Here is a 15326-nt window from a genome sequence, read left to right on the forward strand (position 1 = left end):
TGGCCGCCGCACCTGACCGTCTGCGCGGTTTCCGCCAATGCACCCTCGAGCACCTCGATCCCGCTGTCTGGCGATACGTTCCTCATCCGCCGGCAGCCGGCATCATGAGTCACCCCCAGTTTCGCGATGGCTTCAGGCAACTGGCCGCGCGCGATCTGATTTTCGACGCTGCCGTCTTCCATCATCAATTGCCCGAGATTACACGCCTGGCCGATGATTTCCCGAATACCACCATTGTGCTCAACCACATCGGGCAGGTCGCAGGCACGGCGTTAAAGAATTCCGACCCGACGCAGGCGTTTGCCGAATGGCGCAAAAACATCGCCGAGCTCGCGCGACGACCGAACGTCATGTGCAAGGTAGGCGGCATGGGACAACCGTACTTCGGCTTCGGCTTTGAGCTGCAGGACAGATTGCCCACCTACCTCGAACTCGCATCCGCCTGGCGCCCATGGACCGAAGCCGTCATTGAAATTTTTGGCGTCCAGCGCTGCATGATGGAGAGCAATTTTCCCGCCGACCGACGTTCCTGCGACTACGTGACCTTGTGGAACGCACTGAAGCATCTCGTCGTACAGGCATCGAAAAGCGAGAAGAACGCGCTCTTTCACGACAACGCAGCTCGCGTCTACCGCATCGCGACCTGAGCACCAACCTGCGCGCCCCGCCCGGGTCGTACCTGGTTACCGTGGCCGGCGCGTACAGAACCTGGGACAAATCTGGAGACGTGTCGAAAGCCACGCCAAGGGATACGTACGCGCGTTGCCAGGCGTCTGTTTTTTCGCGACCGCTTCCGCGCAACCCGACGCGACGGCCATTATTTATTGACTCGCGCATCGTTTGCCTTCTCAAGTGGTTTATTCGAGTACTCACTTTCTACGGCTTAATTTTTTGATCTGTACGCCACGTTCCGTTGGAGCGTGAAGCGCCAGCTTCGGCCTGCGACTGATTACAAGTATCACGCACATTGGGACAATAACCCGCGGTTATAGCCGGTTAATGAAGCAGCTAGCCGTGTCGGCGACGCGGGCATATATTGACACGAGACAAAGGATTTAATCCCGCAGCGGTTTTGAAAATGAATTCCAAGGAGTCGTCACATGCAAGTTTCTGATACACCATCATCTTCTCCAGCCGCAGTTGGCACCATGCGCGAAGGAGTGCTCAAGCTCAAGTTTTTGCTGACCGGCAAAGATGATGATCCCAACAACTACGCGATGTTCGTAAGCACCGCAGGTTCGGGCGGCTGGACTACGCCTCGGCACAGACACAATTTCGACCAGCTCCGATATGTCATCAAAGGAACCTATCCGTACGCGAACGGAAAGGTGATGCACGAGGGCTGGGTTGGATACTTTCCGGAAAGCGTCCGATACGGTCCTCAAGACCGGCCGGAAGGGCTTGAGATGATTACCCTTCAGTTCGGCGGCGCCAGTGGCTCTGGATATCTAAGCGTCGAACGACGGGAGGCGGCAAACGAAGCCTTGCAGAAGAAAGGCGAATTCAAGAACGGAATTTTCACCTATTTCGACGAGCATGGCCAACGTCACAATCAGGACGGTTCCGAAGCTTGCTTCGAAGAGGCAACTGGTCAGAAAGTGCAGTACGCGAAACCGAGATATGAGGAACCAATCTTGATGGACCCGTCCAGCTACGACTGGGTGCCTGAATCTACACACGGCGTATCTACTAAATGGCTTGGCTCATTTACAGAACGAGGATTGAGAGTTGGTTTCACCCGAGTCGACGCAGATTCCGCTTTTCAGGCAGGAGAGCAGGCATCGATCGAACTACTCTACCTGACCGAGGGAGAGGTTCAGTATGAGGGACGAAGCTTTGGTCCGGGAACTGCCTTCGAGTTTGCAGCAAACGAGGGGCCGGTCGCGCTGAAAGCACTCACACCGAACACTTTCTACCGTGTGATTCTGCCGGTTTTCTGAACTTCAATTCCCTGGCGGATTGGACCTCCCATCATCCTCTCAATTCGGAACCTCAATGAAATTCGCTAGTTTTATAGAAAATGGGCGCAGTCGAATCGGCGTTGTCGACGTAGCCGCTTCGTGTATCGTCCCTCTGGACCCGGCTATCGGCGACATGCTCAGACTGATTGAGCGATACGACGAAGTCAAATCGCGTATCTCTCAGGAAGAAACGCGCATCCCGTTGAGCGACGTGGAACTCCTTGCGCCAATCGTCCCCCTGCGCAACATCTTCTGCGTTGGGAAAAACTACCGTGAGCACGCGAAAGAGTTTGCGGGAAGCGGCTTCGAAGCTGGCGCCGTAAAAGGGGCCGAGATCGATCAATACCCGGCGGTATTTTCCAAGCCTCCAACAACTGTAATCGGCCCTGGGGGGACTGTCAGCCTGCATAGCAACGTCACCTCTTCAGTCGACTACGAGGCGGAGCTGGCCGTGGTCATCGGAAAAGCAGGTCGTAATATTCCTGCGGACCGAGCCTACGACCATGTATGGGGCTATACCATTGTAAACGACGTAACGGCACGTGACCGCCAACGCAACCACAAGCAGTGGTTCCTGGGAAAGGCGCTGGATACCTTTTGCCCGATGGGTCCGTGGATCACGACTGCCGACGAGTTGAGCCCCGACAACCTCGAAGTTAAGTGCTGGGTAAACGGCGAACTCCGCCAGAATGCCAATACGAAGGATCTCCTTTTCGACGTCCCGACGCTGATCGCGACGATCTCCGCCGGTCTCAAACTGCAGCCAGGCGATGTCATTGCCACCGGAACACCGGCTGGTGTCGGTATCGGCTTTAACCCTCCTCGCTTCCTCGCCGCCGGAGATGAGGTCTTGATTTCCATTTCGGGAATTGGTGAACTCCGCAACCGCTTTGAATAACGTAGCGATTGTGGCCGGGCATGCACCCCTGCGGAGGCGGACTCGAAGCATGCCGGCGCAGTGGTTCTTCTGCCACGAAGCAGCAACACGAAGGAAGTCAGATGAAAAAGTCTGCAAAGGAACTTGTACGAAATGAGGTGAAGGAGAAACTAGGCCGCAATGAACTGGTGCTTTCAATGGCCGTACGACTGGTTCGCACGGTTGAGATTGCTTCAATCGCCTCCGCTGCTGGATTTGACTCTCTGTACATTGATCTGGAACACAACAGCTTCTCCCTCGACACTGCTGGACAGATCTGCATGGCAGCATTGGCAGCTGGCGTGACGCCTTTCGTGCGCGTGCCCTCACATGAACAGATTCCGCGCGTGCTCGATGGAGGTGCACTTGGTGTGATAGCGCCTCACATTGAATCTGCGGCAGATGCGCTGCAGATCGTCCGCGCGGCCAAATTCCCCCCGCTGGGAGACCGATCGATCGCCGGCAATTTGCCCCACTTTGGCTTCCGCACACTGCCCGCTGCCGACGTGGTTAAGGTGCTGAACGAGGCCACGATGGTTGTCGTCATGATTGAGTCGGGCGACGCCCTCAAGGCTGTTGAAGAGATCGCTTCCGTCGACGGCGTCGACATCCTGTTTATCGGCACCAACGATCTTTGCGCATCGCTCGGAATTCCCGGGCAGCTCGATCACGACCTGGTGCTTGAGGCCTATCGGCAGTGTGCAGAAGCGTGCAGAAGGAACGGTAAGCACCTCGGCATTGGCGGGCTTGCGGGACATCCGGAACTCACCGCACAGCTCATCCAGCTCGGCGCACGCTATGTGTCTACAGGGACAGACCTCTCGTTCCTGCTCTCCGCTGCGACCGCGAAGGTCAAGCAGATGCTAGAGCTCTAAGCAAGTAACATCATCCTAACCACTAAAAAGGATCAAATCATGCCTAAAGCCTATTGGGTATGCGCATACCGCGCTATCAACGACGCCGCAGCACTGGCGGAGTATGGGAAGCTCGCGGGCCCCGCACTATTAAAAGCAGGGGGAACGTTTCTAGGCCGCGCTGCACCTTCGATTGTCTATGAGGCAGGCGTCGAACAACGAACCGTCCTGATCCAATTCGACAGCGTCGAGCAAGCGATTGCTGCGCACGACAGCCCCGGCTACCAAGAGGCATTGCGGGCACTGGGCAACGGCGCCGAGCGAGACGTCCGCATCATTGAGGGCGTGAGCTGATCGGCGCGACACTCGTCACGCAGTCATTATCGGCCGTATGGTAGTCGATCCAGTCAGCAGGCCGCGCACGAGGCTGTACAGACTTTAGCATTCCAACCGTCTCACGAACGGCGGCGCCGGCCTCCTGAACGCACGGTCCGTTCGCGAGACACTAAGCCATATCGCACGCGCACCTTCGTCGCCATAATGCCTGTGATGTTACGGCATTGCCGAAACTCTCCGAACGCTTCACCTTCTTATCCAGCGCTTCGTGTTCGTATCTGCGCTTCCAAAATCGCAGAATCTGGCGTGGCTCGACAGACGTCTTCGGACCGCATAGATGCTACGCAGCGCCGAGAGCATGAGGGATAACGAGTGATGCGTAGAAATAGGGAAATTTTGTCGCTAGCGGGATCTGGTCGAACGTCACACGGAGGACGTCTGACACCCTGCATTCCGACAAGGACACCTCGGGCCAATCAATACATCAGTCGAGGTAGACGGTCTCACACCACTGCTACCACCGCTGCATCACGATAACCGGTGGGTGTATCTGTCCGGTCGCGGATTCTCACTTCAAGCCTCCTACTCTCTTTCGAAAGGCGCAGACAAACACCCTGCGGTGCGCGCCCCACGCTAGACGAAAATGAAAGACCCATACCGAGTTGCAACTGTCGTCCTGCCCGAACTGCCGACCTGCATACTAAACACGCAAGCAGTGACAGGTGCCAACCATAACCTACCATCTTGCGCTCGACGGAACCGGCATCCTGCATGCTCGGAATGCGCACTCCGCATTGTGTGTGGCACGAGATGCGGAACCGGTTCAGCGATCGACGCAACTTCCTTAAAACTTATGTTTAAGCCCAACGCGCAGCAGGAGCTGATGGTTGTTCGACGAGTCACCTAAGCTGTCAATATCCGCAACTGCTGGGGAACCGATCGACGATGTGCCCGACGCGTGTTGCCAACCCACCGTGAACCAAACGTCTGTTCGCTTGGAAAACAGGTAGTCGGTCAGCAGCGCGAGCTGATGATAATGCTGATTCCCGACGGTTTGGCCGGCAGAGGTCTGGACGCCTTTACTCGTCATATAGTCGTAGCTTCCTCCGACGAATAGAAACGGCGTGATGAGATAGGTCGCTCCAACGTCAACGTTGTTAAAGTGGACCGCTCCGTTGGAAAACGTTGTCCCTAGATTGGCATACTGGGCGTTCGAGAGCGAGGTCGCGAGGACAAGTTTCCCAATCGTGTAATTCGCTGCCAGAACCACTGACTGATAAGCCTGCGCGCTCACGTACCCTTTGTTCAGCGACTGAGAAAGAGTGGATACGCCGTTTGCATAAGCTGTGAAAAAGCCAGAACCCGGAGTCGACGAAGTCGGATTCTTGAAATACTCATACGCCGCACCAACCTTGAACGGACCGTATGCATAAGCGGTTCCTACGGAATAGCCACTGTTCGCCGTCACGTTTCCAGCGATTCCTCCCACGCTATATTCACCACCAAATGTCAGCCCGTGAAAACTCGGGCTCATATACCGGACGGAATTGTTGATCCGTATAGAATTGGCTGCATTGTCCACATCGCCTGGGTGCACGGGGGCAGGTCCCCCGACTAGCGTTCCCGGGGTCAGAGGCAACGGATAGTAGAAAATCATGTCGTACTGGCGGCCAAACGTCAGGCTTCCCATACGATCACTGCTCAATCCGACAAAGGCCTGCCGACCGAATGCGGTCCCGCCTTGGCCGAATTGTCCGTTGTTCAAATTGATCCCCGACTCGAGTGTGAAGATTGCGCGCAGGCCCCCACCCAGGTCTTCGACACCGGTAAATCCCCATCGGCTGCCGTAAAGGCCGGTAAGAGCATCAAGCGAGACTCTCTTCCCACCCTTTACGTTGCTTTGATACATGACACCATTGTCCAGGACGCCGTAGAGTGTGACGCTGCTCTGGGCATAACTTGTGGGCGAAACGGCACCGAGCATGGCAAGACACAAAATAGACCGCTTAAACTTCGTCTCCATTTCTATGTACTCCTTAATCATTATATTTACACAAAATCCGACGTTTAATCGCGCCGGGCGGCGCATCAGGGGCGAAACCGACCACTAGGAACCCGGTCGAAAAGCCGCCGAGACAGTCGGTCGGCGCCGTGCCGGCATTTGTAGCAACCGCGAGTCTTCCGAACCGCTCTCGAGCAGCCAATCAACCCGACTCGACGCTCAAAATCCGCGTTTAGTTCATTGTTAGTCCACCGTTCGCATCAATCACAGACCCGGTAATGAACGACGCTTCATCTGATGCCAAAAATTCAACCAATGCAGCGATCTCATCAGCAGTGCCATAACGGCCCACGGGAATGGTGCGGGTCAATCCGGCGATGGTTTCTTTCGAAGAGCTGGCCGTCAGCCGGGTGGTCACAGGCCCGGGAGCCACGCAATTGGCGGTAACGCCATCCCCCGCGCCCTCCTCGGCTATGCATCTAGTCAATCCTTCAAGCCCTGCCTTCGAAGCCACGTAGTGTGCGCTCGGCGCAATTGGCCTGTTGCGGGCGCCACTCGATCCGATGTTGATCACCCGGCCCCAGCCACGTTCTTTCATTGCTGGTAGCAACGCCGCGCATATCATAAAAGGCACAGTGAGGTTGACATTGATAACCTCGTGCCATTGCTTGGAATCGATCTCTTCAGTCAGATATTTGCCGCCATTCTGTTTCGGATGTATGCCCGCATTGTTGACCACAATGTCGATTGAGCCCAAGCGCTGCGGAGCTTCGCGCAACCAGGACTGCACAGCTGAGAGATCCGAAAGCTCCAGTATCAGACCAGTGACAGAGCCGCCTTCATCGGAAAGTGAACCGGCAATCTCAATTGCGGTGTGAGATCGGCCCGTAATAATTGTCCTGATTCCTGCCTTCGCAAATCTCCGCGCTACCGCGAGACCGATTCCGCTCGACCCACCGGTTACGAGCGCTGTCTTTGGGGGTGTCATCCAGTTGGCTTCCATAGAAATCGCAAGTTAGATGGATGGATCAAGCAACACCTTCAGCACACCATCGTTTCTAGAGTCAAAAAACGCGTATGCCTCCTTTCCCTCGGACAACCCCATACGGTGAGTAATCATTTTCGACAGGGCTGTGCTATCCAGTCTCCCACTCTCCAATTCGCGCAGGAGTGCGGGAACCTGCGCCTGAACCGAACAGATCCCGGTGTGAAACTCCATGTTCTTGTATAGGCCCGCTTTGATCGGAAATGGGATGGTGAGTTGTTCGCTGATACCCACCGTGGAAATGCGGCCGCCTTTCCCAATCAGTTCGACAGCAAGCGCGGTGGTCACTGGGCCTCCATTAGCATCGATCACGACGTCAACGCCCCGGTCGTTCGTCAGTTCCTTCACTCCTGCCGCGACGTCGGGATTCTCTACGCTTTCAGCACCGAGTTCCGCGGCGTGACGCCGACGGTTGGCCAGTAGGTCAATGCCGAGCACACGGCTCGCACCCATCGCAAGTGCGCACATCACCGACGACAGACCGACTGCTCCCAGTCCGATCACGGCCACCACGTCCCCGGGTCCAACTCGCGCACGGCGCGCAGCAAACCAGGCAGTTGAAAGCGTATCGGTCAGCATGAGACCGACTTCATCGGGCAAATTTTCGGGCAGATGGAACATGTTGTCGTCTGCGACCGGGACCGCGACCCCTTCCGCCTGGCACCCGCCAATGTCCGGAAGGCTTTGACCAAACGCACGCAGGTTTCGATGCGTCTGGCAGAACACCACATTGCCTTCGCGGCAGGGCTGGCATTGCCCACATCCGAGCGAGGCGGCCAAAAGAACGCGATCCCCAACAGCAAAATTCTTTACTTCGCGACCTAGTTCGACAATTTCGCCGACTGCTTCGTGGCCAATGCAATAAGTCGGTCGCCCCAGATCGACGTGGTACGGATGCAAGTCGCTTCCGCAGATCGAGCAGGAGGTCGTCTTCACGATTGCCCCCTTCTCGTCGATTAGCGTTGGGTCCGCAACGCTCTCGCAACTGATCATTCCGGGGCCGCTATAAATTAATGCCTTCATGAAACACTCCCGCACAAATTTTGCCTTCGTTTGACAGAGTCAAATCCGCAAGTCTTCAAAACCGCTTGGACTGTTGAATAAATTCTCTGCTTTCGTTTTCAACACATCTGTCCTTTGTTCCCGGGAGGGTCAGCCGATGTGTAAGCCGCAAAGTGTTCTGACGGTATGCCCTCGTCAGCGGCGTTCAATCTCTGCCCAGGTCCGTACTCGAATGCCTAGGTGGTACAAAATAAGTCATCAATTGAGTACTCGCTGCTAGCGTCACGCCAGTGGATCTGGAGAAGCCCGCATACCTTTAGCTTGTTGTGATCGTGAGGATCACGCTGATGACACCTGTCTCGGATCCACCGTGATGCATCTTGGGGTACTGTTTCTTCGTTGTATTCAGGGAATATAGAGCCGCTGACAGACGAGCGCTAGACTTGGAAACCCCTTGGGTATAACTCGCAGTTATCGAGAGGAAGCCTACCGTGGTCAATAGCCGGATCGGCGCAAGGTCGATAGAATCAAATATTTGCATCAGCCCGACTCGGCCGCCTGCGGCTGCGCCTTCGAAGTGGCGCAATCGGCAAGTTGATAACCCCACTTGCCATCACGAAGACCGTAGCCTTGACCCTGGTGCGCGCGCGTCTGCTTCAAACCAGCTAGTGCGCGGATTCCATACACGCGCAACGATGAAGGTAAATTGGTTGGGCTTTGCTTCGGTCAATCAATAGCGCACCGTTTTGATCGTCCCTGGCGTTCTCGCTTCTGGCAGTGGCTCCGCATCCCGGCGGTAGATGCCATTGATTCGGGCGCGCACGGCGAGCGCAGTGAGGAGTGTGATAAGGCTCGCGCCGATCATGTACAGCGCCGGGTAGGTGGCCGTGCCTCCTCCGAAGTCCGTCAGATAAGTCGCGATGAAAGGACTCAGTCCGCCGAGCGCGGCTCCCAGTCCATATGCGAAGCCCGCTCCGCTGTAGCGGAATTCAGCACTGAACAGCTCCGTGAAGATAGGCTGCTGCACCGAAACCATGGCGACGGCCGCGCCGGCGAGCACGACGACGGTGGAGAGGATCACAAGGAACGCGTTGCCGCTGTCCAGACTCCAGAAGAAGGGAAACGCCATGACGATGGCCAGCACGGCGCCAAAGGCAAAAACGCGCAGATAGCCCTTGTTGTCTGCGTACCTGGCAAACAGGGGAACCGTGACGAGGGAAACTGCCGCAGCCGCCATCGACGCAATCAGCAGCACGCTCTTGCCGATGTGGGCGTACACGGTGCCGTACGCGATCGCGAAGGTCAACACGGTGTAGGTCGCGACGTTCGCTCCGAGGTACAGGCCGATGATGATAAAGAACGACGCCGGTTGTCTGGCCACGGCGGAGGCCAGCGGGATCTTCACCACCTTGCCCTCCTGCCTGATCTTCTCGAACTCCGGCGTGTCCTGCGCCTTGCGGCGGACCCAGTAGCCTACGGCCAGGATGACCGAGCTGAGCAGGAACGGAATACGCCAGCCCCAGCTCCTGAACGCCTCATCGGAGAGCAGCCAGGCGAACAGGAAGAACGTGCCGTTAGCGAGCAGCAGACCGAGGAACGCGCCGCTTTGCACCACGCTCCCTCGCAAAGCCTTCTCGCCCGGCGGCGCGGACTCGACCGCCATGAGCGCGGCTCCGCCCCATTCGCCGCCGACCGAAAAGCCCTGAAGAGCACGAAGAGTCACCAGCAGGATCGGGGCAGCAATGCCGATATGAGCGTAGGTGGGCAGCAGGCCGATCAGCGTGCTGGCCCCCGCCATCAGCACCATCGTCAGAACCAGCATGCGCTTGCGGCCGAGCTTGTCACCGAAGTGGCCAAACACAATGCTGCCCACCGGACGGAAGAAAAAGCCCAGTGCAAAGCTGGCGAATGCCGCCAGCGTGCCATGCGCTACGCTGCCCGGGAAGTAGAGCGGACCGATCACGATCGCTGCAGCCGTGCCATAGAGGAAGTAGTCGTACCAGTCCGCAACCGCCCCGATCATGCTCGCCCAGGTTGCGGTGCGGGCGCGCTGCCGGGACGTCGTCCCACGCGCGGCACTATAGAACTCCTGATTCATCTCCGTCTCCCTTCGTCTCTTGTGTCATCTTCGTCTCCCCTAATTCAGGGGCGTTTCACATGCACCGCCAACAGGACTGTGTTGCATGCACGCAAGGAAGAGCCACCCCTGATGCCGACGAAAGCGGATCACTCGTATGCCTCGGGGCTCAAGACGTAGCGATCCATTCCTGACAGACCAACGGCAGTTCAACAGCGGTTGCTCGCACTCCAAAGGCGGTGAACATTCGCGCCCACCGCCTTCATTCACGAGCCTCAGACTCGAACAATTCGAGAGCTGCTCGACCTGCGCACAATCCAGCTGGCCAGCCCGCGTAAAAGGCGACCTGTACGATCAATCCACGTAACTCATCAAGCGAGATACCGTTGTCGACACCGCGACGCATCCAATGTTTGAGTTCTTCTTCTTTCCCGCTTGCAGCGAGCACACCGCAGGTAACAAGAATCCGGTCTCGCGTCGACATCTCGGGTTGTTTCCAGACGTCTCCGAGTAACACCTCCTCGCGCAGTCGGGCTAATTGCGGCACTTGCTCATAGATACGAGCGGATTGGCCGGTGGCTTGTGTGGTCATCAGGTTCCCCAGATTAGTAATGCAGGTATGAAACTACGAGTGCGCTCAACACGAAGGCCATGAAGTGGCGAAGGATCGCAGCTCCATAACCGGGCACCTCTCCTCATGGTGAATCAGAGGGGAACCGGCGACCAATCTCGCGATACGTCCTGCCTGTTTTCCAGATCGTCCGAGCAATCCAGACAGTTCGAACTACGCAGCGAACCATCACGCCGGCGGATCGATAGGCGCGGGCATTCTGGGTGTCGCGGCGATTGACCATTGAAGCGTCGCATCGACGTCGAACAGTCGCACATAATGAAAGATCTGCGCGGGGGATACATCGGACGCCGGACTCACGGAGAAAAAGATTCCGTAAAGGTGATTCAGCCCCCTCGATCCGAACATCCTGACTATCGTAGCTCGCGAAGGCAGGCAGACGCGACAGTCGATCAACGATTGCCGAGCAGCCCCAACACATCAAAAGCGCATGTAGACTGACTTTGTCTGTGTATATGCTTCAATGGACTCCGCGCCCATTTCACGACCAAACCCGGACTGCTTATAGCCACCCATCGACATGACCGCATCCGCCTCTGCGTATGTGTTGATCCACACACGCCCGGTTTTGAGTGACCTTGCGAGCCGATGTGCTCGGCCAATATCGCGCGTCCACACCGCAGAAGCGAGACCATACTCTGTATCGTTGCCCTTCAGGATGACGTCATCTTCGTCTTTAAAAGGGATGATTGAAAGCACGGGGCCGAATATCTCTTCCTGGGCGATCCTCATGTCATTGGCAACCGAGCTAAAGACCGTCGGCTCAACGAAAAATCCTAGATCGCCAACACGGCCGCCGCCGAGAGACAAGTTCGCGCCACCACTCTTACCTATGTCAACGTAGGACAACACCCGCTCCATCTGTCTGGCTGAAATCAGCGGGCCAAGCTTGGTGTCCGCGTCGAAAGGCGACCCAACTTTATAGGTGGCCGCGATTTTTGCGATCCGCTCGGTCGCCTCGTCATGCAGAGACTCGTGGATAAAAAGCCGGGTGCCGGCAGAGCATATCTGTCCGGAATTGCCGCAGAACGTAGCCACCGCCGTTGCGAGCGCCTTGTCGAGATCGGCATCAGGGAAAATGATATTCGGCGACTTCCCGCCGAGCTCCAGCGTCACTTTCTTCATATTGCTCGCTGACGACTGCAGAATCTGCTTGCCAATAGCAGTCGATCCTGTGAAGGCAACCTTGTCGACACCCGGATGGGCGACCAGTGCACCGCCAGCGGTTGCGCCATAGCCAGGAACGACATTCAGCACGCCCGGCGGCAAGCCGATCTGTTCGATCAACTCCGCAAGCCGCAAAGTCGTCAATGGTGTTTGTTCAGCGGGTTTCAGCACCGCTGTATTGCCGAAGGCGAGCGCGGGCGCAATCTTCATCGCGGCCATCACGAGCGGAACATTCCAGGCATTGATCAGCCCGCAAACGCCCATGGGTTCCCGCAACATGTAGATGAAACGTGCGCTATCGGTCGGATTTGTCGTGCCGTAAACCTTCGTCGGCCAACCGGCGTAGTAGCGGAATATCTCGGCTGCCTGAGTGGCCCGGGCGATGCTTGACGAAAGTGGCATGCCGTTGTCGAGTGTCTCGAGAACTGCAAGCTCTTCCACATGCGCGTCGACGGCATCGGCGATTTTCAACAGGTACCTCGTGCGCGCGTGGGGTGAAATGCCGGCCCACGACGGCGACTCAAATGCGCGCCGCGCTGCATTCACCGCGGCATCGACATCTGCGCTGTCTGCTTCAGCCACCAAGGCCAGCCTTTCTTCAGTAGAAGGATTGATGGTCTCGAACGTCTTCCCCGAAACCGCACCAACCCATTTCCCATCAATTAGCATCCGCTTCGGTGCGGATGAATCGAGCCATTCAAGCGCTTTACGATGTCCCCTGCTGACCGGGGGAGCAGATACTGAAGCCGAAGCGGGCGAAGCATTAGACATTACTCATTCTCCGTTGAAAATTAAATCGTGCGCGCGTTCGAAACTAACCGCACGTGCATTCCTTCTGCGGCAGACATAGCGTCTCAGGACAGAAACACGCCCTTACCGCCGCTTTGTCGATTGAACGTTTGATAAGCCAGTTCTGCCTCATCGAGGGTCCAGCGGTCCGTGAATAGCGAATCGAGGTCGATGCCCCTTTCGACAACAAAGCGCGCACAGGCGCTTTGAGCCTGAATCGACATCGTCAAAGACGTCAAAATGCGGACTTGGGAGCGCAGCATATTCGCCACTGAGAAATTGATCTCGGCGCCAATGCCAACCAGGCAGACAGTACCCCATGGCCTTACCGAATCGAGAGCATCCTGAGCCGCCTGTGATGCGCCCGACGTCTCCAACGCCACGGACGCTCCCCGTCCGTCAGTCACCTCCCGGATCGCTTCGGATGTGCGGCCATCCCGTGGGTTCAACACATAATCCGCGCCAAACGATATCGCCGAGCGACGACGATTCTCGTCGATGTCAAGGGCGATCACACGTGCTCCCTGTGCCTTTGCGAGCAATGTTGCAGACAGGCCCACGGGGCCTTGGCCAAAGATCGCGATCGTGTCGCGCCCAGTTAAACCTATCCGTTCAAACGCACCCCACGCGGTGCCCGTGCCGCAAGAAACCGCTGCGCCCGCAGCAAAACTCAGGCGCTCGTCGAGCGGTACTAGCGTAGTAGCTGGCACTTTCATGTAGTTCGCGTGAGCACCGTGAGCATCAAAACCATACACGGTTGGAGGCGCCGTTTGACACAACTGCGGCCAGCCAGAGCGGCACTCGTCGCAGCCGGTGCACCCCTGGTAGTGATGCACCATTACACGGTTGCCAATCTGAGCATGTTTTCCGAAAACGCCAGGCCCTGCCGCCACCACGACTCCACAGGGCTCGTGACCGACAATTGTTGGTGCCACCAGCGCGCTGCGTGGCCGCCTATAAAGATGCAGATCGCTGCCGCACATTCCAGATGCCTTGATCTCGACAATAACTTCGCCAAATCCTGGTGTGGGGTCTGGAAAGTTTGCGAGTTCGAGTGTGCAATCGCCACTAAATACAATGCCGCGCATACAGTCTGCCTCTCTAATGTATTCGACGCTTACCTGAGCGGAACCGTGTTTGGGATCGTATCTTCCGGACCCAGCGACGCCTCTGGCTCGATTGCCTCAAGCGATTGGAGGTTAGTTTCAATACCGGCGACTGCCATGAGCAGTGCCACGGCCAGATACCCCGCCGCGATTGTCAAGACAACTCCCGCGATTCCAAAACGAGCAAACAATGACATCACAATGAATGGCGATCCGATCAGTCCGACTCGACCGACCATCTGCGCGAAGCCACCGCCACGAAACCGATATTCGGTAGGGAACAACTCCGGGCTGCCACCCAAGGCAAAATTTGAAAAGATGGAAACCGCAGAAACCAGCAGAAATCCACACGCAATAATGAGGTTGGCCGATTTGAGGAACGGATAAGTGATCGCAAATACAGCACATAGCACGCCAAACGTCACCATGCCCCAGCGGCGGCCAATCCGGTCAGAAATAAATATCAGCAGCAAGGGGCCTGCAATCCATCCTGCCATCATTGCCGCATTGAACAGCAGCGAATGGGCAACACTCATTCCCTGACTAACAAAAAAAGTGGGCAACCACGCCGAAAGGCTATAGTTTCCGAACAAACAAATAACATTCGCACTGACCGCCAGCAGAGTGCGACGGATTACCGGCCTCGAGAAAAGGACCGAGACTGGCACGAAACGCGGCTCGTCTTTGACCATGTCTTTCACGGGAGGAAGAATTCCCCGAACGCCCGCGTCCTTCTCGATTCCCTGCATCACCTCTTCAGCTTCCGCAAGGCGGCCGACCCGTTCGAGCCAGCGCGGAGATTCAGGCAAATGACGACGCAGCCACCACACCCATAATGTGCCTACCCCGCCGAACACAACCATGGGGCGCCAGCCGAGATACGGAATCACGAAGGTTGCGAGCATCGCTGGAACGAAGACACCGGTCCCCGTAATCAGTCCCATGATTCCCAAATATCGGCCTCGTTGTTTCGGCGGAACGAACTCAATAATGAGGCCGTAGCCCATCACCAGTTCGGCTCCGAGTCCGATGCCCATCACGAAACGGATGGCAATTAGCCATGGCATGGAAGGAGCAAGCGCACATACGAGCGACATCACCCCGAAAATTGCGAGGTTGAATTGATACGCAAAGCGTCTTCCGTACCGGTCACTCATCCAGCCGGCGAGCGCGGCACCGATCGTGAGCCCCACAAACGTGGCCGACATGAAAAGGGAATTCAAATGCAGCGTGGACCAGCCGCTATGAAGCATTGACGCGAGGATCCCGCCCGACAGCGTGTTGTCGAACGAATCGAAGAACATCCCCAATCCGACCAGCCAAAGCACGCGCGTATGGAAAGGCCCGATAGGCAGACGATCGAGTCGGGCGCCAGCGTTAACCCTATTAGTCGACATGCTTCCACCTCCCAACCAGGATCATCCCGAGTAAGCGCGACAA

General features: G+C 56.8%; 13 protein-coding genes. 5 read left to right on the forward strand and 8 right to left on the reverse strand.

What is annotated here, in order from left to right:
• The 5 genes from AC3WOG_RS36815 to AC3WOG_RS36835 all read left to right on the forward strand — a co-directional run.
• Positions 1–647: amidohydrolase family protein (locus AC3WOG_RS36815; protein ID WP_492582772.1), on the forward strand; the 647-nt coding region annotated here is incomplete at its 5' end.
• Between the two features lie 453 nt (positions 648–1100).
• Positions 1101–1940 (forward strand): cupin domain-containing protein, encoded by an 840-nt coding sequence (locus tag AC3WOG_RS36820; RefSeq protein WP_492582773.1) that lies wholly within the window; start codon positions 1101–1103, stop codon positions 1938–1940.
• A gap of 55 nt (positions 1941–1995) precedes the next feature.
• Complete coding sequence (locus AC3WOG_RS36825) at positions 1996–2859, forward strand: fumarylacetoacetate hydrolase family protein (protein WP_492582774.1); 864 nt, start codon at positions 1996–1998, stop codon at positions 2857–2859.
• Positions 2860–2960: 101 nt separating this feature from the next.
• Complete coding sequence (locus AC3WOG_RS36830) at positions 2961–3752, forward strand: HpcH/HpaI aldolase family protein (RefSeq protein ID WP_492582775.1); 792 nt, start codon at positions 2961–2963, stop codon at positions 3750–3752.
• Positions 3753–3791: 39 nt separating this feature from the next.
• Positions 3792–4085: a DUF1330 domain-containing protein gene (locus AC3WOG_RS36835; protein WP_492582776.1), complete on the forward strand. Its 294-nt coding sequence runs from the start codon at positions 3792–3794 to the stop codon at positions 4083–4085.
• Positions 4086–4911: 826 nt separating this feature from the next.
• Here AC3WOG_RS36835 and AC3WOG_RS36840 read toward each other — a convergent pair.
• From AC3WOG_RS36840 to AC3WOG_RS36875, 8 genes are all read right to left on the reverse strand, one after another.
• The gene (locus AC3WOG_RS36840; RefSeq protein WP_492582777.1) at positions 4912–6090 is read right to left on the reverse strand and encodes a porin; all 1179 of its coding nucleotides are present in this window, start codon (positions 6088–6090) and stop codon (positions 4912–4914) included.
• Positions 6091–6301: 211 nt separating this feature from the next.
• Positions 6302–7072 (reverse strand): SDR family NAD(P)-dependent oxidoreductase, encoded by a 771-nt coding sequence (locus AC3WOG_RS36845; protein WP_492582778.1) that lies wholly within the window; start codon positions 7070–7072, stop codon positions 6302–6304.
• A 12-nt stretch (positions 7073–7084) separates the two neighbouring features.
• Positions 7085–8137 (reverse strand): zinc-binding dehydrogenase, encoded by a 1053-nt coding sequence (locus AC3WOG_RS36850; RefSeq protein ID WP_492582779.1) that lies wholly within the window; start codon positions 8135–8137, stop codon positions 7085–7087.
• A gap of 709 nt (positions 8138–8846) precedes the next feature.
• The gene (locus AC3WOG_RS36855) at positions 8847–10214 is read right to left on the reverse strand and encodes an MFS transporter (protein WP_492582780.1); all 1368 of its coding nucleotides are present in this window, start codon (positions 10212–10214) and stop codon (positions 8847–8849) included.
• Positions 10215–10455: 241 nt separating this feature from the next.
• Positions 10456–10785 (reverse strand): carboxymuconolactone decarboxylase family protein, encoded by a 330-nt coding sequence (locus tag AC3WOG_RS36860; RefSeq protein WP_492582781.1) that lies wholly within the window; start codon positions 10783–10785, stop codon positions 10456–10458.
• A gap of 459 nt (positions 10786–11244) precedes the next feature.
• Positions 11245–12762: an aldehyde dehydrogenase family protein gene (locus AC3WOG_RS36865; RefSeq protein ID WP_492582782.1), complete on the reverse strand. Its 1518-nt coding sequence runs from the start codon at positions 12760–12762 to the stop codon at positions 11245–11247.
• 83 nt (positions 12763–12845) lie between these two features.
• A complete protein-coding gene (locus tag AC3WOG_RS36870) occupies positions 12846–13868 on the reverse strand; it encodes a zinc-dependent alcohol dehydrogenase family protein (RefSeq protein WP_492582783.1) in 1023 nt (340 codons plus the stop codon).
• A 29-nt stretch (positions 13869–13897) separates the two neighbouring features.
• Positions 13898–15190, reverse strand: coding sequence for an MFS transporter (locus AC3WOG_RS36875; RefSeq protein WP_492582784.1), 1293 nt, complete (start codon positions 15188–15190; stop codon positions 13898–13900).
• Positions 15191–15326 lie beyond the last annotated feature (136 nt).

This window comes from Paraburkholderia sp. FW306-02-B (genome assembly GCF_058782725.1).